The sequence below is a fragment of the Agrobacterium sp. rho-8.1 genome, assembly GCF_033957725.1.
In the GTDB taxonomy this organism is placed as follows: Bacteria; Pseudomonadota; Alphaproteobacteria; order Rhizobiales; family Rhizobiaceae; genus Agrobacterium.
The window spans coordinates 2,682,828-2,706,575 of record NZ_CP192788.1 but is presented as its reverse complement, the minus strand read 5'-3'; the positions used below and the strand labels follow the sequence as shown (position 1 = coordinate 2,706,575).

The 23,748-nt window shown below is 56.7% G+C and carries 19 protein-coding genes; 16 read left to right on the top strand and 3 right to left on the bottom strand.

The window, feature by feature from the left end; all coding sequences use genetic code 11:
- Positions 1-26: 26 nt before the first annotated feature.
- The 5 genes from odhB (at position 27) to lpdA (ending at position 4,756) form a co-directional block, all read left to right on the top strand.
- A complete protein-coding gene (odhB, locus tag RMR21_RS13250) occupies positions 27-1,256 on the top strand; it encodes a 2-oxoglutarate dehydrogenase complex dihydrolipoyllysine-residue succinyltransferase (protein WP_498668447.1) in 1,230 nt (409 codons plus the stop codon).
- 68 nt (positions 1,257-1,324) lie between these two features.
- Positions 1,325-1,738 (top strand): MAPEG family protein, encoded by a 414-nt coding sequence (locus RMR21_RS13245; protein WP_498668446.1) that lies wholly within the window; start codon positions 1,325-1,327, stop codon positions 1,736-1,738.
- 14 nt (positions 1,739-1,752) lie between these two features.
- Positions 1,753-2,394 (top strand): LysE family translocator, encoded by a 642-nt coding sequence (locus RMR21_RS13240; protein WP_498668445.1) that lies wholly within the window; start codon positions 1,753-1,755, stop codon positions 2,392-2,394.
- Between the two features lie 138 nt (positions 2,395-2,532).
- On the top strand, positions 2,533-3,273 hold the full coding sequence (locus RMR21_RS13235) for a DUF4241 domain-containing protein (RefSeq protein WP_498668444.1): 741 nt from the start codon (positions 2,533-2,535) through the stop codon (positions 3,271-3,273).
- A 76-nt stretch (positions 3,274-3,349) separates the two neighbouring features.
- The gene (gene lpdA / locus RMR21_RS13230; RefSeq protein ID WP_498670166.1) at positions 3,350-4,756 is read left to right on the top strand and encodes a dihydrolipoyl dehydrogenase; all 1,407 of its coding nucleotides are present in this window, start codon (positions 3,350-3,352) and stop codon (positions 4,754-4,756) included.
- A 75-nt stretch (positions 4,757-4,831) separates the two neighbouring features.
- Here the strand turns inward: lpdA and RMR21_RS13225 are convergent, their stop codons facing one another.
- From RMR21_RS13225 to RMR21_RS13215, 3 genes are all read right to left on the bottom strand, one after another.
- Positions 4,832-6,826 (bottom strand): BCCT family transporter, encoded by a 1,995-nt coding sequence (locus RMR21_RS13225; RefSeq protein WP_498668443.1) that lies wholly within the window; start codon positions 6,824-6,826, stop codon positions 4,832-4,834.
- A 150-nt stretch (positions 6,827-6,976) separates the two neighbouring features.
- Positions 6,977-8,068 carry a TraB/GumN family protein gene (locus RMR21_RS13220; RefSeq protein ID WP_498668442.1) on the bottom strand — a complete coding sequence of 364 codons (1,092 nt, stop codon included), beginning with the start codon at positions 8,066-8,068 and terminating at the stop codon, positions 6,977-6,979.
- 123 nt (positions 8,069-8,191) lie between these two features.
- Positions 8,192-9,172 carry a tyrosine recombinase XerC gene (locus RMR21_RS13215; protein ID WP_498668441.1) on the bottom strand — a complete coding sequence of 327 codons (981 nt, stop codon included), beginning with the start codon at positions 9,170-9,172 and terminating at the stop codon, positions 8,192-8,194.
- Between the two features lie 90 nt (positions 9,173-9,262).
- On the opposite strand from RMR21_RS13215, the gene RMR21_RS13210 reads away from it, so the two are divergent.
- The 11 genes from RMR21_RS13210 to RMR21_RS13160 all read left to right on the top strand — a co-directional run bounded on the left by RMR21_RS13210 (position 9,263) and on the right by RMR21_RS13160 (position 23,713).
- Positions 9,263-11,494 carry a primosomal protein N' gene (locus RMR21_RS13210; RefSeq protein WP_498668440.1) on the top strand — a complete coding sequence of 744 codons (2,232 nt, stop codon included), beginning with the start codon at positions 9,263-9,265 and terminating at the stop codon, positions 11,492-11,494.
- 67 nt (positions 11,495-11,561) lie between these two features.
- Complete coding sequence (locus tag RMR21_RS13205) at positions 11,562-11,948, top strand: AGROH133_08824 family phage infection protein (protein WP_498668439.1); 387 nt, start codon at positions 11,562-11,564, stop codon at positions 11,946-11,948.
- A gap of 260 nt (positions 11,949-12,208) precedes the next feature.
- Complete coding sequence (locus tag RMR21_RS13200; protein WP_498668438.1) at positions 12,209-12,775, top strand: F0F1 ATP synthase subunit delta; 567 nt, start codon at positions 12,209-12,211, stop codon at positions 12,773-12,775.
- The gene (gene atpA / locus RMR21_RS13195) at positions 12,775-14,304 is read left to right on the top strand and encodes a F0F1 ATP synthase subunit alpha (protein ID WP_065700562.1); all 1,530 of its coding nucleotides are present in this window, start codon (positions 12,775-12,777) and stop codon (positions 14,302-14,304) included. Before RMR21_RS13200 ends, atpA begins: the two co-directional genes overlap by 1 nt.
- 28 nt (positions 14,305-14,332) lie before the next feature.
- Entirely contained in the window at positions 14,333-15,211 is an 879-nt protein-coding gene (locus tag RMR21_RS13190) for a F0F1 ATP synthase subunit gamma (protein WP_498668437.1), read from the top strand.
- A 24-nt stretch (positions 15,212-15,235) separates the two neighbouring features.
- The gene (gene atpD, locus RMR21_RS13185) at positions 15,236-16,693 is read left to right on the top strand and encodes a F0F1 ATP synthase subunit beta (RefSeq protein ID WP_498668436.1); all 1,458 of its coding nucleotides are present in this window, start codon (positions 15,236-15,238) and stop codon (positions 16,691-16,693) included.
- A gap of 72 nt (positions 16,694-16,765) precedes the next feature.
- Positions 16,766-17,176, top strand: coding sequence for a F0F1 ATP synthase subunit epsilon (locus RMR21_RS13180; RefSeq protein WP_498668435.1), 411 nt, complete (start codon positions 16,766-16,768; stop codon positions 17,174-17,176).
- Positions 17,177-17,307: 131 nt separating this feature from the next.
- On the top strand, positions 17,308-18,138 hold the full coding sequence (fdhD, locus tag RMR21_RS13175) for a formate dehydrogenase accessory sulfurtransferase FdhD (RefSeq protein WP_498668434.1): 831 nt from the start codon (positions 17,308-17,310) through the stop codon (positions 18,136-18,138).
- Positions 18,139-18,294: 156 nt separating this feature from the next.
- A complete protein-coding gene (locus tag RMR21_RS13170; RefSeq protein WP_498668433.1) occupies positions 18,295-19,680 on the top strand; it encodes a sigma-54-dependent transcriptional regulator in 1,386 nt (461 codons plus the stop codon).
- The gene (locus RMR21_RS13165) at positions 19,673-21,700 is read left to right on the top strand and encodes a cache domain-containing protein (protein WP_498668432.1); all 2,028 of its coding nucleotides are present in this window, start codon (positions 19,673-19,675) and stop codon (positions 21,698-21,700) included. The genes RMR21_RS13170 and RMR21_RS13165 overlap by 8 nt, the downstream gene beginning before the upstream one ends.
- Positions 21,701-22,057: 357 nt before the next feature.
- A complete protein-coding gene (locus RMR21_RS13160) occupies positions 22,058-23,713 on the top strand; it encodes an OFA family MFS transporter (RefSeq protein ID WP_498668431.1) in 1,656 nt (551 codons plus the stop codon).
- The last annotated feature ends 35 nt before the right edge of the window (positions 23,714-23,748 follow it).

Below are 23,748 nucleotides of genomic sequence, written 5' to 3'. Positions count from 1 at the left end.
GACATATGATGAAACGGAACTAGATCATGGCCACTGAAATCCGCGTACCAACCCTCGGCGAGTCCGTCAGCGAAGCAACTGTCGGAACATGGTTCAAAAAGGTTGGCGACTTCGTCAAGGCTGACGAACCGCTGGTCGAGCTGGAAACCGACAAGGTTACCGTTGAAGTTCCTTCGCCAAAGTCGGGCGTGTTGACCGAGATCGTTGCGCAGAATGGTGAAACGGTCGGTCTCGACGCTCTTCTCGGCCAGATCGCAGAAGGGGAAGCTGGTGCTGCTCCATCCGCACCAGCCGCAAAGGCTCCTGAGCCTACGGCTGCCGCTGCTTCACCAGCAGCTGTTTCGGCCCCCGCGCCAACCTCGATGCCGCCTGCACCGGCTGCTGGTAAGCTTCTCGCCGAAAACAATCTGTCTGCCGATCAGGTCGATGGTTCCGGAAAGCGTGGACAGGTTCTCAAGGGTGATGTTCTAGCTGCTGTTGCCAAGGGCACGTCGGCACCTGCCGCTGCCCCGGCAGCCGTTTCCGCACCACGTCCGGTTTCCGCAGAAGGTGACGCCGTTCGCGAAGAGCGCGTGAAGATGACGCGCCTGCGCCAGACCATTGCACGCCGCCTCAAGGATGCGCAGAACACTGCCGCCATGCTGACCACTTACAACGAAGTGGACATGAAGGCCGTGATGGACCTGCGCACCAAGTACAAGGATGTGTTCGAGAAGAAGCATGGCGTCAAGCTTGGCTTCATGGGCTTCTTCACCAAGGCCATCACACATGCCTTGAAGGAACTGCCTGCCGTTAACGCTGAGATCGACGGTACGGACATCATTTACAAGAACTATTGTCACGTCGGTATGGCTGTCGGTACCGACAAGGGTCTTGTCGTTCCGGTCATCCGGGATGCCGACAAGATGTCCATTGCCGAAGTCGAGAAGGAACTGGCACGTCTTGCCAAGGCTGCTCGTGATGGTTCGCTTTCCATGGCAGACATGCAGGGCGGCACCTTCACCATCACCAATGGTGGCGTCTACGGCTCGCTGATGTCCTCGCCGATCCTCAACGCACCGCAGTCGGGCATTCTCGGCATGCACAAGATCCAGGAACGCCCTGTTGCCATCGGCGGTCAGGTCGTCATCCGTCCGATGATGTATCTGGCACTCTCCTACGATCATCGCATCGTTGACGGCAAGGAAGCGGTGACCTTCCTCGTTCGCGTCAAGGAAAGCCTCGAAGATCCAGAACGCCTGGTTCTCGATCTCTGATCGGGCCTGCTTTTTCCATCAGCGGGGTTTCAACCGAGATCCCGCTGAAATTGCCTCAGGAGCAGTCTGTGCAACCCACTTTCCTCGCCGCCTCACCGTTTCTGCCTCTGGTCGGGATCAGCGTTATCCTGCTTATTGGTCACATCATGCTGCAGGCGATGACGGCGACGAAGGAGTTCGGCCGGGATTGGAATGCAAGCCCTCGCGATGACGGCAAAAAAGTGCAAGGCAAAATTGCTGGCAGAGCCGAACGTGCGGCCGCAAATTTCCGCGAAACCTATCCTGCTTTTATCGCTCTCGCCTTCGGTGTCATCATGGCCGGAGACCCAATTGGTCTTGCACTGATCGGCGCCTGGCTGTGGGTCGTCTGCCGCATCATCTATATTCCGCTTTATCTTGCCGGCATTCCTTATGTCCGCTCACTGATTTGGGTCGGCTCAATGATCGGGCTCACGCTCATGCTCTTCGTGTTGCTGTTTTAACGGGAGAGGGACCGATGCACCAATATCTGATCGAACTTGCATCTCTGATGGCGATTTTCGTATTCGCGATCGTTTCGCCGGGTGCGGACCTTGCCATGGTGATGCGTCAGGCCATGACGCATGGACGCCGCGAAGCGATCATCACGAGCTTTGGCGTGGGCACATCCTTGATGTTCCATGTGACCTATACGATTCTGGGTCTTGGGTTGATCATCTCGCAGTCCATCTATCTCTTCAACATCGTCAAATGGCTTGGCGTCGCCTACCTGATCTATATCGGTTTCAAGGCTTTGCGAGCTGGCAAGATGGAAATGCCGGACATCGATGGCACCGAGCTTGCTCAGAAAAAGCATCAATCCGGGTTGAAAGCCTTCACGCTTGGTTTTGCTGCCAATGCCCTTAATCCCAAGCCCGTCTTCTTCTTCCTGTCGATTTTCTCGACGGTGGTGCATGCCCATACACCCGTTCCGATCAAATTCGGCTACGGCTTGGTCATGGCAAGCTGCCTTATCCTGTGGTTCGTCGCCGTCAGCATGTTCATGACGACACCGCGCATGCGCGCAGCTTTTGCCCGTGCGAGCCAATGGATCGACCGCACCAGCGGTGTCGTCTTCATCGCGCTCGGCATCAAGCTGGCCACGGAAAAGGCTGCCTAGATGCAAACGGCCTGGAGGAATGAAAACGCGATCAAACGATGCTTCGGCTTTGGGACTCAAGCCCCTTCAGTTTGTTTTGAGCTGCAATTTTGTCGGTTGGCCGTTAATGTTGGCCGAGGTTTTTGTAGGTCGGCCTGAATGATGCGTCGATGGTTTCTCAAGACTTTTGCTGGTGGGTTAGGTTTATGGGCTTCCTCTAAGCCAGAGTTAGGAGAGGCAACTATTATCCGGGAAGCGGAAAGAGATGAGCTAAATAACTTTAAACTCGTTTCCCTTGATGAAGAAGAATTGGCAAAACGACAAATTAGCGCTCTGGATGTGGGGGAAGTTGTAATTCACTCTGGCCGTATCCGCGCTTGCGACCCTCTTTCTTATCCGGATTTCCCTCAGCTTGAACGGCAGGTACCAAGAGGTCAATATGCTGTCAGACTATATAAGGCCTTTGGTCGCGTGGCTGTTGCGACGCTTCGTATCGCTGAGGGCACACCAACAGTGTGGGAGAGCGCAAAGCACGAAGGCCGCGGCGAGTATAGGAATATGCCAGTCATCGGATATCCGGTAGATGCGGGTATGGGATCATACGCAGATTCGGATGCTTTTGCGCAAATGACCCGTAGGATTGCTGCGGTAGCATCGACCGCTGGAGATACGAGTGTAAACTATTATGATGATGTCGTTGCGTCCGAACTTAAGGACGACGATTGGGTGCTCCATAGGCCAATGGCAGATAATGCGCTTAATGTCGCAATGTTTTCCAGTGGTTGGGGCGATGGATATTACTCAGTCTATTGGGGACTTTCAGATACCGGTTCGCCTCTCGTTTTGTTGACGGACTTCGTTGTCTTGGAAAACGCAGATGGACGAAAAGAACCAGACTGAAACAGCCGCCGCGCAGAACGGCGAGTATCGAAATCGAATGACGGGCGAACTGTCCGTGAGAAAAGAGGATTTGATTATGGCTTATGATGTAGTTGTTATCGGCACTGGCCCTGGTGGATATGTTTGCGCGGTCAAAGCGGCTCAGCTTGGACTGAAGGTCGCCGTCATCGAAAAGCGTGCGACCTATGGCGGCACGTGCCTGAATGTTGGCTGCATCCCTTCCAAGGCGCTGCTGCACGCATCGGAAGTTTTCGCCCACGTGGCCCATGGCGTCGATAGCCTTGGCGTCGAGGTTTCGGCGCCCACGTTGAACCTTGATAAAATGATGGCGCATAAGGACGGTGTGGTGAAAGCCAATGTCGATGGCGTTTCCTTCCTGTTCAAGAAGAACAAGATCGATACATTTCAGGGTCTCGGCAAGGTGGTCGGCACTGGCAAAGTGTCCGTGACCAACGATGCTGGCGAAGTTCAGGAAATCGAAGCCAAGAATATCGTCATCGCAACCGGCTCGGATATTGCCGGTATTCCAGGCGTACAGGTCGACATCGATGAGCAGGTCATCGTGTCCTCCACGGGTGGCATTGCCTTGTCCAAGGTTCCTGAAAAGATGATCGTCGTGGGTGGCGGTGTCATCGGGCTTGAGCTCGGCTCGGTCTGGTCACGTCTCGGCGCCAAGGTCACGGTTGTCGAATATCTCGACAATATTCTGGGCGGTATGGACGGCGAGTTGTCCAAGCAGGCGCAGCGCCTGTTTGCCAAGCAGGGCATCGACTTCAAACTTGGTGCAAAGGTTACTGCCGTCGAAAAGTCTGGCGAAGGCGCCAAGGTTGTGTTCGAACCGGTCAAGGGCGGTGCAGCTGAAACGCTGGATGCCAACGTCGTGCTGATCTCGACAGGTCGCAAACCTTTCACAGAAGGTCTTGGTCTGGCGGAAGCCGGTGTGGTCCTCGACGGTCGTGGTCGCGTCGAAATAGACGGTCACTACAAGACCAATGTCGAAGGCATCTACGCCATCGGTGATGTGGTCAAGGGGCCGATGCTGGCGCACAAGGCCGAAGACGAAGGTGTGGCGCTTGCGGAAATTCTTGCCGGACAGCATGGCCATGTGAATTACGATGTCATTCCGGGCGTCGTCTACACACAGCCGGAAGTCGCGTCTGTCGGCAAGACGGAAGAGGAACTGAAGGCTGCGGGCATTGCGTACAAAGTCGGCAAGTTCCCCTTTACGGCCAATGGCCGCGCTCGCGCCATGCAGGTTACGGACGGTTTCGTGAAAATCCTGGCTGACAAGGAAACGGACCGTGTTCTCGGTGGTCATATTCTCGGCTTTGGCGCCGGCGAGTTGATCCAGGAAATCTCCGTGCTGATGGAGTTCGGCGGTTCGTCCGAAGATCTCGGTCGCACATGCCACGCGCACCCGACCATGTCGGAAGCGGTGAAGGAAGCCGCACTCGCAACCTTCTTCAAACCGATCCACATGTAAGCTTTCGAGCTCAACGAAAAGGCCGCAGCCCTGTCTGGACTGCGGCCTTTTTTGTGTCTGCGCCAGCGCCTGCTGTCAGGTGCGGATGGCGTGAAGATACTGGAAGTGCCTGTCATATTGTAGGAGCACGTCCTGAATGAGCTCTTCTTTCGTGAAGCCCATCAGGTCGTAGTCCTGCCCGCCATCTGACAGGAAGACTTCCGCACGATAATAATACTCGGCCTTCTTTCGGCTGGATTGGCTTTCGAAGAAGCTGTAGCCAGGTGTCTCATAACGGCGCATGCGAATGCCGTAGATGAACTCCTCCGCTTCTCCGGGCGTCACGATCAGCTTTACTCTGTCGGCCTCGCTATTCATTTTCGAGACCAGCGAGCGTTTCTCAAGCTCAAGTGCTACCGCTTCCAAGGCTGGGGTTGCTGTTTCCTGTAGGAAGCGCTCTGTTTCCGCCTTGCCGGGATGGTTGAGAATACCCTGGAGCTGTCGCTGCCAGCTTGCCGATTGGCGTGGACGCAGGCTTTGGACCAACGCATTCTGGCGCAGACCTTCTTTTTGCAGCCCCTTCCACAAGCCCCAGCACATCAACAACATGACGAAGGTGAAGGGCAGAGCGCCCGCGATGGAGGCGGTTTGAAGTGCGTCCAGCCCACCGGTCGATAGCAGGATCGCGCCGATGATACCGGAGACGATGGCCCAGAAGACGCGTCTTGCCGTCGGTCCATCCTCGCGTCCGCCCGATGTCAGCGTATCGATAACGAGGGCCGAGGAGTCGGCACCGGTGACGAAGAAGAACACGATCAACGCCATCGCAAACCATGAAACGTAAACCCCGAATGGAAATTGCTCCAAGAAGACGAAGAGGGCGAGGGTCACATCATTTCCGACCGCGTCGGACACAGCGGTCGTGGCGCCCGTCAGGTGCATGGAAAGCGCGGTATCCCCAAACACCGTCATCCACGCAAAGCTGAAGCCGGTCGGAACCAGCAGGACACCGGCGATGAATTCTCGGATGGTGCGTCCGCGCGAAATGCGGGCGATGAACATGCCCACAAATGGCGACCAGGCGATCCACCAGCCCCAGTAAAACAGCGTCCAATCACCCAGCCAATCACTTGGCCCCTTATCGGGCGCATATGCATACATGTAGAAGGTACGCAACACGAATTGGTCGAGATAGGTGCCAAGGTTCTGTACGAAAGCGCGCAACAGGAACGTCGTCGGCCCCATGACGAACACGAACAGCATCAGGGCGACTGCCATCAGCATGTTCATGTTGGATAGAAACTTGATGCCTTTGTCGAGGCCGGTCGCAACCGAGACGGTTGCCATACCGGTAATGACGACAATCAAAGGCAGTTGGATCCAGAAGCTGATCGGCCAGCCCAGAACGTGGTTGAAACCCGCATTGACTTGGAGAACGCCAAGGCCGAGAGATGTGGCGACGCCGAACAGCGTCCCCATCACCGCAAATATGTCGACGGCATTGCCGATCGGCCCGTAGATACGGTCCCCGATCAGCGGATAAAGCGCTGAGCGCATGGTCAGCGGCAGGCCGTGGCGGAACGAGAAGTAGGCGAGCGACAGACCGATGACCGCGTAGACCGCCCATGCGTGCAGACCCCAATGGAAATAGCTGATTTCCATGGCCGTTCGGGCTGCTTCCACTGTAGCGGGATCACCAGTTGGCGGTGCGGTGAAATGTTTTACGGGCTCCGCTACGCCAAAGAACACGAGGCCGATGCCCATGCCAGCGGCAAACAGCATGGAAAACCATGCGCCATAGCTGTAATCCGGCTCGGAATGATTGGGGCCGAGCTTGATTTTTCCGTGGCTGGAAAAGCCGAGATACAGCATAAAAATGAGAAAGATGGCGACGGATAAAAGGTAGATCCAGCCCAGTTCCGTGACGATCCAGGATTGCAGAGAACTGAAGAATGCTGCGGATCCTTCCGGCACGATCACACCGGCAATGACGAATGCCAGCGTCAGCGCAACGGACCAAATGAAAACCGGCTTGTTGACGCCCTCTGTCAATCCTACCCGTTTCTGGGCAGGTGGTTGCTCCTCAGCCATATCTGTTCCCCTCGTAAAAAATACATGTCGCTGACAACGCAAGGCGTTGCACCGATAGGGAATGAATTACGCACGAGAAAGTTGCATGCCGCACGCATTTTTAAAATTTAGAATATTCTAACTTTACAGAGGGTTAGAGCAATCGCCGCTCTACCGGACCGCCGTGAGTGTGAAGCCCTTGGCACGCAAAAGCTCGATGACGCCGACCTTGCCAGGCAAATGCAAAGCGCCGACGGCCATGAAGACATCGCCTTTTTCCAGATGCGGTGCCGCACCATCAGCCATGACGTGGTTGCGATCATCGATAATGCGTTGCTCGAAGGCGTCGTATCCATCCTGACGTTCACCGAGATTGGCGTCGATGCTCTTCATCATCGGCATGATCATGCCGACCTCGCCGTTCAGGTAAAGGTCGATCATGGTCGCCATCACGTCTTCCATGCGGTCTCCCAGTTGCAGCATGTCGATCAGGGACTGGATGTGGAAGGACATGGGAAGGTCGGACAAAGCCTTCATCTGCTCCAGAAGCGTTTCCAGCCCCACCAATTGCTTGCCGTCAGCCAAAGCATCATTGGCAAGCTTCATGTCCAGGAAGCTAGCGCCGCGCGCCTTGCGGGCAAATTCGCAAGCCGGCAGCGCGACGAAACTGGACAAGATCCACGGCTTCATTTTCAAGACCGCGTTCAAGGGGATGCCGCGCTCTTTCAGACCGGCCTCAAGCTTTGCGATATCGTCCTTCGACAACATGTCGGTGATGGATTTGCCATCGGTGAACATCGTCAATCCGGGCTCTGCCAACAGCTTTACGGTTGCCTGCTGCTGACTGGTGATTTCATCCGATTCAACGATGACCGTTGCCGCTTGATCGAAGGCTGTCTTGGCACCTTGCGGCATGGCCAGCACGCGAGGGTCGGAAATATGCATGGTACCAAGCAGCCATGAAGGTTCTGCGCCCGCTTTTTCGATTTTCCAGAACGTGCCCTTGCCATTTGGAATCGTCTTGGCCTCGGCAACGATCGCGTCATAGCGCACGGTGTCGTTCTTTTGCATGTCGAGAAGGATGTCGTTGCCTGCACAAGCAGTGGCTGGCTCGGCTGCCTGCACTTCGGAAAGCGAGAACAGTGTCAGTACGAGAACGGCTAAGGCAACGAGATGCACGGACGCGAACAGCCATAACAGCGCGTCTCCGATGCGGCCCATCAGCAGGGATGTCATGTTTTGCGGTCTGGAAAGAACAATCATCGAATCACCCCCGTTTCATGCATTCGCTTATAAGAGCGGGGTTTTGCATGGACGGTTAACGTCCATAGTTAATAAATCGTTACGGCTTGGTTCTTTTTAATCATCGCTCGAAAGCATGGATCGTCATGCGCGTGGATGGGCGTTGTCGTAGATTTCCAGCAGTCTGGCAGTGTCGACCCCGGTATAGATTTGTGTCGTTGAGAGGCTGGCATGTCCCAGCAGTTCCTGAATGGTGCGAAGATCACCGCCGCCTGCCAGCAGATGCGTGGCGAAGGAATGGCGTAGCGCGTGCGGGGTTGCATTCTCAGGCAGGCCGAATGCGCCCCTTAATTTCTGCATGTCCCGCTGGATGATGGCTGGTTGAAGTTTGCCGCCGCGTGCACCGAGGAACAGAGGTTCGTGTGGCGCCAGATGGTAAGGACAAAGTGTGCGGTAGGCGTCGATGGCTTCCAGAACGACTGGAAGGAGCGGGACGATCCGCATCTTGTTGCCTTTACCGGTAACCCGCAGGTTGCGAGTTCCCGCAGTCAAATCGGATGCCGTCAGATCGAGCGCTTCCGATATCCGCAGACCGCAGCCATAAAGCAGCGCGAGGACGGCGGCGTTGCGTGCCGCGATCCATGGCTCGTCGGACAGTTGTGCATCCGCAGTGGTGATTTTCAGAGCCTGGCGATCCGTCAACGGTTTTGGCAGGGATTTCGGCTGCTTGGGGGACCGCATCGCGGTGGCCCCTGCGGCGTTGACCAGCCCTTTTTTTTCCAGATGACGCAGGAAAGATCGAAGGCCGGCAAGATGGCGACCGAGCGAACGGGCGCCAGCGCCTTCTTTCCGACGGGCGGCCAGAAAGGCTCGCAGATCGACGGGGCGCAGATTGCTGACATCCTTGATGCGTGTCGGATGGCCGAGGTAACCCGTCATGAACATCAGATATTGTCTCGTATCGCGCTCATAGGCTTCCAGCGTATTCTCCGCCAGCCGTCGTTCGCCCTCAAGCGAGGATAGCCAGAGTTGCCGCTCGTTCAAAAGCTCCTGATCGGCAAAGGTGAGGATTTCATCCAAGGCGATTATCCTGTTGTTTCCGGGTGATCCTAGAACATGTACCATCTGTATTTGGTTAAAATGCAGATGACATTTAGGGCTGCTGTCCGCTAAAGGTTCCCTTTCCCGTTTCCAGAGGGCATTGTCGCCAGCGTTATGGCAAAAGATTCGACCGATCTGTTCGGGGCGTTGTTTGATCAGCGCAAGCCCGCCTCGTCCGACCCTGTTTCGGCCGTACCCGTTCTGGTACCGCTGCCGGCGCCGGGGCCATATAGCTATGCGGTTCCGGCAGATATGGTGGTCGAGCCGGGCTCTGTGGTGCAGGTACCCCTGGGTCCGCGACAGGTCATTGGCGTTGTCTGGGATAAAAGCGACGGCGCGACCGTCGATCCTAAAAAGCTTCGCCCGATTACGAAAACATTCGATTGCCCGCCGATGCGCGAGGAAATGCGCCGCTTCATCGATTGGGTTGCGGCTTATACGCTGTCACCGCCCGGTCTGGTGGCGCGGATGGCCTTGCGTGCGCCAGCCGCTTTCGATCCCGAACCGATGATCGAAGGCTTGCGGCTGACGGAAGCGCGGCCCGAACGGCTGACGCCAGCGCGCGAACGGGTACTGGAACTTGCCGCAGAAGGACAGGCCTGGACCAAAAGCGGTCTCGCCAACGCTGCCGGTGTGTCTGCCAGCGTCATCGACGGTCTTGCCAAGCAGGGCATTTTCGAAACCGTGTTCCTACCAGCGCCCTCCGTCGTGGCAGAACCGGACCCTGATTATACCGAGCCCCGTCTGGAAGGACCGCAGAAGCAGGCAGCCTCTGAAATTCTAGAGGATGTCAGAAAAGGTGGATTTGCCGTTTCGTTGATCGACGGCGTGACGGGCTCCGGCAAGACCGAGGTCTATTTCGAGGCGGTGGCCGAGACGCTGCGACAGGGCAAACAAGTTTTGATCCTGCTGCCGGAGATCGCGCTGACCGCCTCGTTTCTTGAGCGCTTTCAGGACCGCTTCGGCTCCAAGCCTGCCGAGTGGCATTCCGATCTTTCGCCGCGCATGCGTGAGAAGGTTTGGCGGCAGACTGTGACGGGCGAGGTGCGGGTGGTGGCCGGTGCGCGTTCCGCACTTTTCCTGCCCTTCGACAATCTTGGTCTCATCATCGTTGATGAGGAGCATGATCCGGCCTACAAGCAGGAAGATCGCGTCTACTATAATGCGCGTGACATGGCCGTAGTGCGGGCGCGAATTGCTGACTTTCCGGTGGTACTCGTGTCCGCGACTCCATCTGTCGAAAGCCAAGTCAATGGCACCTCGGGCCGCTACAATACGATCCATCTGCACACGCGATTCGGTAACGCGGCAATGCCGGATCTGCATCTGGTCGACATGCGTCGTCATCCGCCGGAAAGAGGTGGCTTCCTGTCGCCGGTGCTGTTGCGCCGCATTGCCAAAACCATGGAAAAGGGTGAGCAATCGCTGCTGTTTCTGAACAGGCGTGGCTATGCACCGCTGACGCTTTGCCGGGTTTGCGGCCATCGTTTCCAGTGCCCGCAATGTTCCAGCTGGCTGGTGGAGCATCGGTTTCGCAGCCAATTGCAGTGTCACCAGTGCGGCCACAATCAACCGACGCCGGACCATTGCCCCGAATGCGGTACGTTCGATCATCTGGCCGCTTGCGGCCCCGGTGTCGAGCGCATTGCCGAAGAGGTCGAGAAGCACTTCCCCGAGGCGCGTACCATCGTGCTGTCTTCAGACCTGATGGGCGTCAAGCGTTTGCGACTGGAGTTGGAGGCCATCGTCAAAGGCGAGGCGGACATCGTCATCGGCACCCAACTGGTGGCCAAGGGGCATAATTTCCCGCTCATGACGCTCGTCGGCATCGTGGATGCGGATATCGGTCTTGCCAATGGCGACCCACGCGCAGCGGAGCGCACGTTCCAGCTTCTGTCCCAGGTGACAGGCCGCGCTGGTCGTACAGGCCTCAAAAGTCATGGCTTGTTGCAGACCTACCAACCGCAGCATCCGGTCATGCAGGCCATCGTATCCGGCGACGCTGCAGCCTTTTATGAGCGGGAAGTGATCGAGCGGGAAAAGGCTCTGCTGCCACCCTTCGGACGGCTGGCGTCCGTCATCATCTCTGCCGATACGCGCGCCGAGGCAGAAACGCATGCCCGGGGTCTGCGGGCGTCTGCGCCGCCAGCGTCCGGCATCATGTTGCTGGGGCCCGCCGAAGCGCCGTTGGCCTTGATCCGTGGGCGTTACCGGTTCCGCTTGCTGGTGCATGGCAAACGAAATTCGGACATGCAATCCTTCATGCGTGCTATGTTGGGCAGCGGCCCCAAGGAGCGCGGCTCGATCCATGTGCAGGTCGACATCGATCCGCAAAGTTTTCTCTGACCTTCTTTCGATCATTCCTGCGCCATGCCATAAGGCGACAGGGGAACACTGATTTGGGGACGACCATATGGAATTTTATTTTCCAACGGAATTTGGCGAACAACTGGCTTTCTCGGCCGCGGCCATATCGGCGATCATCGGGCTTGTCATCATGTTTGCACCGGGGGTGACGTTCCGGCTGTTCGGCCTGCAATATCTGACCGAGCGCCGCGACGGTCTCGTGCTGCTGCGCTCTTCGCTTGCCGGTTTCTATCTCGGCTTTGGTGCGAGCGCTTTGCTTTTGGCGCAGCCAATGGTCTACCTTGCGTTCGGTATATCGTTCGCGATAGCTGTCTTCGGCGCCGTACTCTCCATCCTGTCCGATGGAGGCGCAACTGTGCGAAATTGCTTACTTCTGGTTGTGCATTCGGCGCTTGCGATATTACCGCTCATGTATGTTTTCGGATGGGTTTGAGAGCCGATCAAGGGTAATTCGCTCTTGCTTCATGCTGTTTCTTGGGTGATGTCGGAAAATTTAACGCTATCCCTCTTGCCCAAAAGACAGTTTCCGTTACTACGCGTGTTGCGAGTCCCGGCGTCGTATGGTAGACGGACCGCGAAATCGAGATAAGGCAGGGGGGAATTCCAGCCTTTTTCGGGGAAATTGAAACGATTTCAAGAATTTGGAAAGCTTAACAGGCGACCCGGTCTTCTTGAACGATTAGCAGGGAAAAAGTGCCCGTGGCAGATACCTCCCATGGAACATCCGGTGTAGCGGAAAGGTATGCGTCGTCGCTTTTCGAGCTGGCCTTGGAAGCGGGTGTCGTTGACTCGGTTGGTGCCGACCTCGACAAGTTTCAGGGCTTGCTTGACGAAAGCGCAGATCTGAAGCGTCTGGTTGCGAGCCCGGTCTTTTCGGCGAAAGAACAGTCGAGCGCCATTTCCGCCATTGCGGAAAAGGCGGGAATCACTGGTCTGACTGCAAACTTCCTCAAGGTCGTTGCCAGCAATCGTCGCCTGTTTGCCGTTCCCGGCATGGTCGTTGCCTATCGTGACATTGCTGCCGCCCATCGCGGCGAGATCACGGCCGAAGTTACTTCGGCACATGCGCTGGATGAGGCGCAGGAAACTGAACTGAAAGCGGCGCTGAAGAGCGTTACTGGTAAGGATGTGAAGGTCGCGCTGACCGTCGATCCATCCATTCTTGGCGGTCTTATCGTCAAGGTTGGCTCACGCCAGACAGACACGTCTCTTCGCACCAAACTTTCCACCCTTAAGCTTGCACTGAAAGAGGTTGGCTGATGGATATCCGCGCCGCGGAAATTTCCGCTATTCTAAAAGACCAGATCAAAAATTTCGGCAACGAGGCGGAAGTCTCGGAAGTCGGCCAGGTGCTTTCCGTCGGTGACGGTATCGCCCGCGTTTACGGCCTCGACAATGTTCAGGCCGGTGAAATGGTCGAGTTCCCAGGCGGCATTCGCGGCATGGCTCTCAACCTCGAAAACGACAACGTCGGTGTTGTTATTTTCGGTTCCGACCGCGACATCAAGGAAGGCGACACCGTCAAGCGGACTGGCGCTATCGTTGACGTTCCTGTTGGCCCAGAGCTTCTCGGTCGCGTGGTCGATGCTCTCGGCAATCCGATCGATGGCAAGGGTCCGATCAACGCAACGCGTCGTTCGCGCGTTGACGTCAAGGCTCCCGGCATCATTCCACGCAAGTCGGTTCATGAGCCTATGTCGACCGGCCTCAAGGCCATCGATGCTCTGATCCCGGTTGGTCGTGGCCAGCGCGAGCTTGTCATCGGTGACCGCCAGACCGGCAAGACAGCGATCATTCTCGACACGATCCTGAACCAGAAGGCCATTCATGACAGCGGCCCGGACAGCGAAAAGCTGTACTGCGTCTACGTGGCTATCGGTCAGAAGCGTTCGACGGTTGCCCAGTTTGTGAAGGTTCTGGAAGAGCGTGGCGCTCTTCAGTATTCCATCATCGTTGCTGCAACGGCTTCCGACCCTGCTCCAATGCAGTATCTGGCACCGTTTGCTGGTTGCGCCATGGGCGAATACTTCCGCGATAACGGCATGCATGCGCTGATCGGTTACGATGACCTTTCCAAGCAGGCTGTTGCCTACCGTCAGATGTCGCTACTTCTGCGTCGTCCTCCGGGCCGCGAAGCCTATCCTGGCGACGTCTTCTATCTGCATTCCCGTTTGCTCGAGCGCGCCGCCAAGATGGGTGACGATGCTGGTAACGGTTCGCTGACGGCTCTGCCAGTCATCGAAACGCAGGGTAACGACGTTTCCGCGTTTATTCCGACCAACGTGATCTCGATCACCGACGGCCAGATCTTCCTCGAAACCGACCTGTTCTATCAGGGTATCCGTCCGGCTGTTAACGTTGGTCTGTCGGTTTCGCGCGTTGGTTCTGCCGCTCAGATCAAGGCCATGAAGCAGGTTGCCGGTTCGATCAAGGGCGAGCTTGCCCAGTATCGTGAAATGGCAGCGTTTGCCCAGTTCGGTTCTGACCTTGATGCCTCCACACAGCGCCTGCTGAACCGTGGTGCACGTCTGACCGAATTGCTCAAGCAACCACAGTTCTCGCCGCTCAAGACGGAAGAACAGGTTGCGGTGATCTTCGCTGGTGTGAACGGTTACCTGGATAAGGTCGCCGTTGCTGACATCAGCAAGTTCGAGCAGGGTCTGCTTTCTTACCTTCGCTCGGAAGGCAAGGACATTCTCGACACCATCCGCACGGAAAAGGCTGTTAGCGACGACACCAAGGGCAAGTTGAAGACTGCTCTTGAAAACTTCGCCAAGTCTTTCTCCTGATTAGCCTCGTGACTGGGACGGATAACGGATGCCTTCACTAAAGGATCTGAAAAACCGCATTGCCTCCGTAAAGGCGACGCAGAAGATTACCAAGGCGATGAAAATGGTCGCCGCGGCGAAGCTTCGGCGCGCCCAGGAAGCTGCGGAGGCCGCCCGGCCTTACTCGCAGCGCATGGGCGCCGTTCTTGCCAATATCGCTCAGGCAGTCGAGGCGGACGTTGCTCCGCTTCTGATGACCGGGACGGGCAAGGACGACGTGCATTTGCTCGTCGTTTGTACGGCTGATCGTGGTCTTTGCGGTGGTTTCAATGCACAGATTTCCCGTTTTGCTCGTGATCGTGCCCGCAAGCTGATTGCGGAAGGCAAGACGGTCAAGATCATGACTGTCGGTAAAAAAGGCTATGACAGCCTTCGTCGTGAATTCTCGTCCAACATCATCGAACGCATTGAACTGCGTGACGTGAAGCGGGTGGCTTTTGAGAACGCCGACGGTATCGCAAAGAAGATCATTGCGCGTTTCAACGCCGGTGAGTTCGATGTCTGCACGCTGATCTATTCCGAGTTCAAGTCGGTCATCAGCCAGATTCCGACAGGTCTGCAGCTCATTCCTGCTGCCGCTCCTGCGGTTGAGGTCGAGCAGTCTGCAACGACGGCGATTTACGAATACGAGCCGGATGCGGCTTCCATTCTGGAAGACCTTATTCCGCGCAACATTTCCGTTCAGGTTTTCCGGGCGCTGCTCGAAAACGTGGCTGGCGAAATGGGTGCCAAGATGAGCGCGATGGACAATGCCACGCGCAACGCCGGTGAAATGATCAACAAGCTGACGCTTTCCTATAACCGTCAACGTCAGGCTCAGATCACCAAGGAACTGATTGAAATCATTTCGGGCGCGGAAGCGCTCTGAGGTTAAGGAAAGAGGGTAAGGATAATGGCTAAGGCAGCTACCCCAAAGAAAACCGCAGCGATCACTGGCGCGACCGGCAAGGTTAAGCAGGTTATCGGCGCTGTTGTCGACGTGGCGTTCGAAGGCGATCTGCCTGCGATCCTCAACGCGATTGAAACTGACAACAACGGCAACCGTCTGGTTCTCGAAGTTGCGCAGCACCTCGGCGAAAACGTCGTGCGTACAATCGCCATGGACTCGACCGAAGGTCTGGTTCGCGGTCAGGCCGTTCGTGACACGGGCGCTCCGATCACCGTTCCTGTTGGTCCTGAGACGCTTGGCCGTATCATGAACGTCATCGGCGAGCCGGTCGACGAAGCAGGCCCGCTGGTAACATCCGGCATGCGCGCCATTCACCAGGAAGCGCCATCTTACGTGGAGCAGTCCACAGATGGCCAGATTCTGGTCACAGGCATCAAGGTTGTTGACCTTCTCGCTCCTTACGCAAAGGGCGGCAAGATCGGCCTGTTCGGCGGCGCCGGCGTTGGCAAAACCGTTCTGATCATGGAATTGATCAACAACGTTGCCAAGGCGCACGGTGGTTACTCGGTGTTTGCTGGCGTGGGTGAACGTACCCGCGAAGGCAATGACCTTTACCACGAAATGATCGAATCCGGTGTTAACAAGCTGGGCGGCGGCGAAGGCTCCAAGGCTGCTCTCGTTTACGGCCAGATGAACGAACCACCAGGCGCGCGTGCTCGCGTTGCTCTGACAGGTCTGACCATCGCTGAAGACTTCCGCGATAAGGGCCAGGACGTTCTGTTCTTCGTGGACAACATCTTCCGCTTCACACAGGCTGGTTCCGAAGTTTCGGCTCTTCTGGGTCGTATTCCTTCTGCTGTGGGTTATCAGCCAACGCTGGCAACCGATATGGGCCAGATGCAGGAACGCATCACGACGACGACCAAGGGCTCGATCACTTCCGTTCAGGCCATTTACGTGCCCGCCGACGACTTGACCGACCCAGCACCAGCAACATCGTTTGCCCATTTGGATGCAACGACGGTTCTGTCGCGTTCGATCGCTGAAAAGGGCATTTACCCGGCTGTTGACCCGCTCGACTCCACGTCGCGCATGCTCGACCCGCTGATCGTTGGTGAAGAGCACTATGAAGTTGCCCGTAAGGTTCAGATGACCTTGCAGCGTTACAAGGCTCTTCAGGACATCATCGCCATCCTCGGCATGGACGAATTGTCTGAAGAAGACCGTTTGGCCGTTGCGCGCGCTCGTAAGATCGAACGCTTCCTGTCGCAGCCATTCTTTGTTGCCGAAATCTTCACTGGCGCTCCGGGCAAGCTCGTGGCTCTTGAAGACACGATCAAGGGCTTCAAGGGTCTCGTCAACGGCGAGTACGACCATCTGCCGGAAGCTGCTTTCTACATGGTTGGTTCGATGGAAGAAGCCGTCGAAAAGGCCAAGAAGATGGCTGCTGAAGTCGCCTAATACCGAAAAGAAGGCGCGTGGTATTTTGCACGCGCCTTTGTCCGTCGCGCAACGAAAAAGAAGTGAATAGCCATGGCCGACAGTTTCAAATTCGAGCTTGTGTCTCCAGAGCGTCTGCTTGTTTCCGAGACGGTCACTGAAGTTGTCATTCCCGCTACGCTCGGTGAGATGACGATTCTGCCAAACCATGCGCCCGTCATGACCACCATCAAGCCTGGTCTTGTGACGGCGAAATTCGCATCCGGCGAAACGCATAAATATGTTGTTTTCGGTGGTTTCGCGGATATCGTTCAAAGTGGCTGCACCTTGCTTGCAGAGTCTGCAACGCCTGCTGACGACATCAGTTCTGATGATTTGCAAAAGCGTATCGATGCCGCCCGTTCGGAAATCGAAGAAGGCAATCATCACCACGAGCATCTGACCAAGCTCGAAAAGCATCTCTACGAATTGACGAACCTGCACGAGGTTCTCGTCGCTGCTTGAAAGCACCGGGTGGGTTCGTAAGAATGGCTGCCCACAGATCGAACACTTGAAGCGGCCTCACAGGCCGCTTTTTGTATTTGGGACCCAACGGGTCGTTGTGAACCGTTTGCCCGACCAATGAAGGGTTTATCATGTCGACGATGCCAGCATATCGAGCGGTAACGCGGATCTCCCGGCTTGGTGGTTTGGTGTCGACCGGCCATCGCGACGTACCCGAAGAGGTGCCTGTCGCTTTTTCCTATGGTGGCTCTACCCATGCAGTTATGATGGCATCGCCCGTGGATCTTGAGGATTTTGCTGTCGGTTTTAGCTTGACGGAAGGGATCATCCTCGAACCATCACAGATAGAGGCCGTTGAGGTCGTGCGGACCGAGCAGGGATTTGATGTACAGGTTACGCTGTTTGATGAGCAGGCAGATGCGTTGCGTCTTCGCAGGCGTCATATGGCCGGGCCTGTGGGTTGCGGTCTGTGTGGCATCGAATCCATCGAGCAGGCCGTTAGGCCTGTTCCCGACGTTTCGATGACGCGGCTTGCTCTGAACGCCGATGATCTTGTTGTCGCGATGGATGCCCTTCATCAGGCGCAACCCCTTTTTCGTCATACCCGAGGAGTGCATGGTGCCGGATTTTTCAATCCTGCAACCGGTCTGATCACGGCACGCGAGGATGTCGGGCGACACAACGCGCTGGACAAGCTTGCGGGTGCCGTGCTTCGCAGCGGAACGCCGGGTGCTGCAGGTGCCGTTGTCGTCACCAGCCGTCTCTCGGTAGAAATGGTACAGAAGGCCGCGATCCTCGGCAGCCCAATTCTGGCCGCGGTCTCAGCGCCCACAGCCCTTGCCATCGAAACCGCCGAGAAGGCGGGGATGACATTGGTTGCGCTGGTCCGTGGTGAGGATCTTGAGATATTCACGCGCGCCGATCGCATCACAATAGAAGGGCTTAAAACTGAATTGTGCTAATGATCATCATTCGTTTTGCTTTCCGTTGCAGCTTTGATATTCGTCCATACACCATTGCCCTGATGTGGCGCGGTTGGCGACGTCAAGCTGCAACGCTGCAATCTCCATGCACACATCTGACGGACCGTTTCGCGATGGCGGCACCCGGAGAGCACCATGCAGCATGACCTGATCTCGAAAACGCGAACGGTGGCGCTCGAAACCGATTTCGGCCCCTGGCTTGCAAAAGCGTCCATTCTCATTGTCGATGATGAACCCGGCATGCGCAACTTTCTGATGAGGACGCTGGAGACCCGCTGCGCCTTTGTCGATGAGGCGGGTGATACGGCACAGGCGACGAAGAAGCTGGATGAGCGGCACTTCGACATCGTCATCCTCGACAACATCATGCCGAAAAAAACGGGGCTGGAATGGTTGGCCGACCAGCGGGCAATCGGCTTTTACGCCGATGCCATCCTTATGACGGCCTATGCCGATCTTGATACCGCCATTCAGGCGATACGCGCAGGTGCTGCGGATTTCGTCCTGAAGCCGTTTCGGTCAAACCAGATATTGAATGCTATATCGCGGGCGCTCGACCGATCCAATTTGCGGCGAGAAAACTCTGCTTTGAAATATCAGCTGCAAACTGCTTCAGATCACTTGTTTCTGCGCGATCGCCTGGTGGGCAGTTCAGCAACGATCCAGCAGACACGCGACATGATCAGCCGTGTCGCACCGCTTCCGACCTCCGTTCTGCTGACGGGTGAGTCCGGTACGGGCAAGGAAGTTCTGGCGCATTCCATCCACGAATTATCGGATCGCGCCGGAAAACCCTTTGTGCCGATCAATTGCGCGGCCATTCCGGCAGATATGCTGGAGACCGAACTGTTCGGCCATGTAAAGGGTGCCTTCACCGGAGCGGAGAGCCGCCGCGAAGGTTTGTTTCTGCACGCACAGGGCGGAACGCTCTTTTTGGACGAAATCGGTGAGATGCCGATTGCCTTGCAAAGCAAATTGCTGCGCGTGATCGAGGACCGCAAGGTGCGCCCCGTGGGTGCAGAGCGCGAAATGCCTATCGACATTCGTTTCATTTTCGCCACCAATGCCGATCTGGCCGCTGATGTGGAAAAGGGGCGTTTCCGCGCTGATCTGTTCTACCGGATCAACGTTATGGACATCTATCTGGCGCCGTTGAGAGACCGCGAGCGCGATGTGGTGGAATTGACCGAGCTCTTCATGCACAAGCTTTCGCAGCAGCTTGGTATGCCGCCGGTGGCCATTGATGATGCCGTGCGCACGATGCTGTTGGCTTATCGCTGGCCGGGAAACGTCCGCGAACTGCGAAACTTCGTTGAGCGTAGCCTCATCCTCGGGCGCTTCCCGATGGATCTGCGTGGAGGTGCCCCCGCCGCAGTCGCTGCTGGCACCTTGGAAGAGGTCGAAAGGCGGCATATTCTGGCTGTTCTGAGTGACGTTTCAGGAAATAGGGACGAGGCCTCGCGCCGCCTTGGTATTTCCCGCAAAACGATCGATCGCAAGATGTCGTCCTGGCATGGCTGAGAAATCGGGAATCGCAACGGTATTTGGTGCCTTGAAGTCGGTCCGGTTCCGCCTGTTGGCCATCGCCCTGTTGCCGACACTCGTCATTCTGCCCCTGCTTCTGGGCGTGACCATGGTGCGGTGGAGCGGCAAGCTCGATGCGCTGCTCATCACCAAGGTCAATAGCGACCTGACCGTTGCGCACCAGTACCTCGTCACGATCCTTGAAGATACCGGCGAGCGGTTGGAAGCGATTACAGATTCCGCGCGGCTTCAAGATATCGTTTTGGCGGGGAATAGAACGTCACTTTCCGGACTTCTGGAGGAAAACCGCCAAAAACTTGGTCTCGATTTTCTATTTCTGGTCGATAGCAATGGCGATCTTTCTGCGAGTGCAGGAACGGACGAAGAAAAGACACGCGTGGATTGGCCAGTTCGGGCCGCCGCGCTGTCCGGCAAAGCATCCTACGCCATGGATGTCTTCTCCGAAGAGGATCTGACGAGGCTTTCACCTCTTCTGGCGGATCGGGCGCGGATCGGAGTCGCGCCAACATCCGATGCAGCGAGAGGCCAGACATTCGAAACACGTGGAATGATGATCCATGCGGCAAGCCCTTTGCGCTTGCCGGGTGGTCGAGCCTTGGCGCTGGTTGGCGGCAGGTTGCTCAATCAGAACCTGGATTTCATCGACACGATCAACGATCTGGTCTATCGGCAAGCCAGCCTGCCGGAGGGCAGCCAGGGTACCGCGACTTTGTTTCTGGACGATGTACGCATCAGCACGAATGTCCGCCTGTTCGAGAATCAGCGTGCTTTGGGAACGCGGGTATCTGAGGCGGTGCGAGCGACGGTTCTCGGGGCCGGAAAAGTCTGGCTGGACAGCGCTTTCGTTGTCAATGACTGGTATATCTCTGCCTACGAGCCCTTGGTCGATAGTTATGGAAAACGTGTCGGCATGCTTTATGTCGGTTTTCTGGAAGAGCCGTTTGCGCGCGCCAAATATGAAACGCTCGGTTCCGTCATCGCCGCGTTCCTAGGGATAGCGATCCTCAGCATTCCGGTTTTCCTGCGCTGGGCGCGGGGCATCTTCAAGCCCCTCGAGCGCATGACGCAGACCATCTCCAGGGTCGATGATGGTGATTTGGGCGCGCGCACAGGCCTGCCGCCGACCGGCGATGAAATTGGGCAGGTCGCAGTTCATCTCGACGGGTTGTTGGAACGTCTGCAGCAGCGTGAAGGCGAGCTCCGGGCTTGGAACCAAGAGCTGAATGCACGTGTAGAAGAAAGAACGCAGGAACTCCAACTTGCCAATCTGCGTCTTGAAGCGACGACCAAACAGCTCGTCATGTCCGAAAAGCTGGCAACGATTGGCGAAATTACCGCTGGCGTAGCCCATGAGATCAACAATCCCATCGCGGTCATTCAGGGGAATTTGGAGGTCGCGCGGAGCATGCTGGGCAAGACGACGGACGTTGCCAGAACGGAGTTCAATCTGATCGACGAGCAGGTGGATCGCATCAGTCGAATCGTCGGCAAGCTGCTGCAATTTGCAAGGCCGGAAGAATTTGCTGGCTACGTCGAGCGCCAAGACCCCGAAACGGTGATCTCCGATTGCATGCCACTCGTCAAACATGTGCTGAGCCGCGCCGGCATCGACGTTGTCAAAAACAACAAGGCGAGTGGACTCCTGGCGATGAACCGAACTGAGTTGCAGCAGGTTCTGGTCAACCTCATCGTCAACGCCGCCCATGCGATGCCGCATGGTGGCACGTTGACGCTTGGAAGCCACGATGAGGAGCGGCACGGATCTCGCGGTGTGGCCATCAGCGTGGCCGATACGGGTGTCGGGATTGGGGAGGATGTCGTGGATCGCATTTTCGATCCCTTTTTCACGACCAAGCAGCAAGAGGGTACGGGACTTGGGCTTTCTGTGAGCCAGATGTTGATTGCGCGACAGGGCGGAGAGATCACCGTGAGGAGCGCTGTTGGTTCGGGGACGGTGTTTACGATCTGGTTGCCCCAGGCGTTTGAACTCCAGTAACTCGTGCGTTCCACGTTTGAAAATACGGCGAAAATCAAGCGGAAATAAGGACAATTTGTCGCGATGTTCCGGACAAATTGTCTCATGGGCTCGTGCGTTGGCGCGCATCCTGTTGATAAAAAACAATTTATTATTGGCACACAAATTGCTGGGTGGGGTTGGCAACACATAAGGCCATTTGCGTGTGAGCGTCCCGAAGAAGGAGCCGCCCGCGCAGTTTGGTCCGTGGGCTTGGGACATTGTTTCGGATGGAACGTTGCGGGACTTGCCTGTGCTTGCAGGTCACGCAACGGGCCCCGAGGCGAACAGCAACATCCAAATTCATGGCGCTGCGCGTGGTGAATGGAGGGACACACAATGACTGCGACGAACGAAGCATTCGCGCCAGGGGCTGCGGGTGCAGGTCTTCTGGACCGCGAAAGAATTATCGCAAAACCTGGCTTCAACCGCTGGCTGGTTCCACCGGCGGCGCTTGCCATCCATCTTTGCATCGGCATGGCATACGGCTTCTCGGTGTTCTGGTTGCCGCTCACCAAGGCAATCGGCATCACCTCGACCGTTGCCTGCCCTGATCTCAACCTTGCTTCGGCACTGTTCACCACCACCTGCGACTGGCGGGTCAGCGACCTTGGCTGGATCTACACACTCTTCTTCGTTCTCCTAGGCTGCTCTGCAGCCATCTGGGGTGGCTGGCTGGAACGCGCCGGTCCGCGCAAGGCCGGTTTCGTATCGGCAATCTGCTGGTGCGGGGGCATGTCCATCGCCGCCATCGGCATCATGACGCACCAGTTGTGGTTGATGTGGTTCGGTGCAGGCGTCATCGGTGGTATCGGCCTTGGCCTTGGCTATATTTCTCCGGTGTCCACCCTGATCAAGTGGTTCCCTGACCGTCGCGGCATGGCGACCGGCATGGCCATCATGGGCTTCGGCGGCGGTGCAATGATCGGTGCTCCGCTTGCGGATGCTCTGATGCGCCACTTCCGCACCGATGCCTCCATCGGCGTTTGGGAAACCTTCCTTGTGATGGCGGCGATCTATTTCGTCTTCATGATGGCTGGTGCGTTCGGATACCGCATTCCACCGGCAGGATGGAAGCCTGAAGGCTGGACGGCACCTGCTGCCAAGAACTCCATGATCACAACCCGCCATGTGCATCTCAAGAACGCCCACAAGACCAAGCAGTTCTGGATGATCTGGCTGGTGCTGTGCCTCAACGTATCGGCTGGTATCGGCGTTCTTGGTATGGCGTCGCCCATGCTACAGGAAATCTTTGCCGGTTCGCTGATCGGTCTTCCTGACGTGAAGTTTGCCGACCTGACACCTGAGCAACTTGCTCAGATCGCAGCGATTGCTGCTGGCTTTACAGGCCTGCTGTCCGTGTTCAACATTGCAGGCCGCTTCTTCTGGGCATCTCTGTCCGACCGCATCGGCCGCAAGGCAACCTACTTCACCTTCTTTGCGCTAGGCATCGTGCTTTACGCTTGCTCGCCTTGGGCGGCTGGTCTTGGCAACAAGGCGCTTTTCGTCGGCATGCTCTGCATCATCGTTTCGATGTATGGCGGTGGCTTCGCGACGATCCCCGCTTATCTCGCCGATATCTTCGGAACCCAGTTCGTTGGCGCGATCCATGGTCGTCTTCTGACAGCATGGGCAACGGCTGGCATCATCGGTCCCGTCGTCGTCAACTACATTCGTGAAGCACAGATCGCTGCGGGCATTCCGCGTGCTCAGGTCTATGACTTTACGATGTATATCTTGGCGGGCATGCTGGTATTGGGCCTGATTGCCAACCTCATGGTCAAGCCGCTCGAAGACAAGTGGTATATGTCGGATGACGAAGTGGCGGCACTTCAAGCAAAGACGACGGCTGCGACCAGTGGCCCAACAGGTTCTTTCGGCATCGGCAAGGGCGGCTTCGACGCCAAGGCGGCAATCGCATGGGCAGTCGTTGGTATTCCGATTGTCTGGGGTATCTGGATTACCCTGCAGAAGACGTTCGTTCTGTTTACCTGATTGACTGTTTTGCCCGATAGAAAACAAGAAGGCGG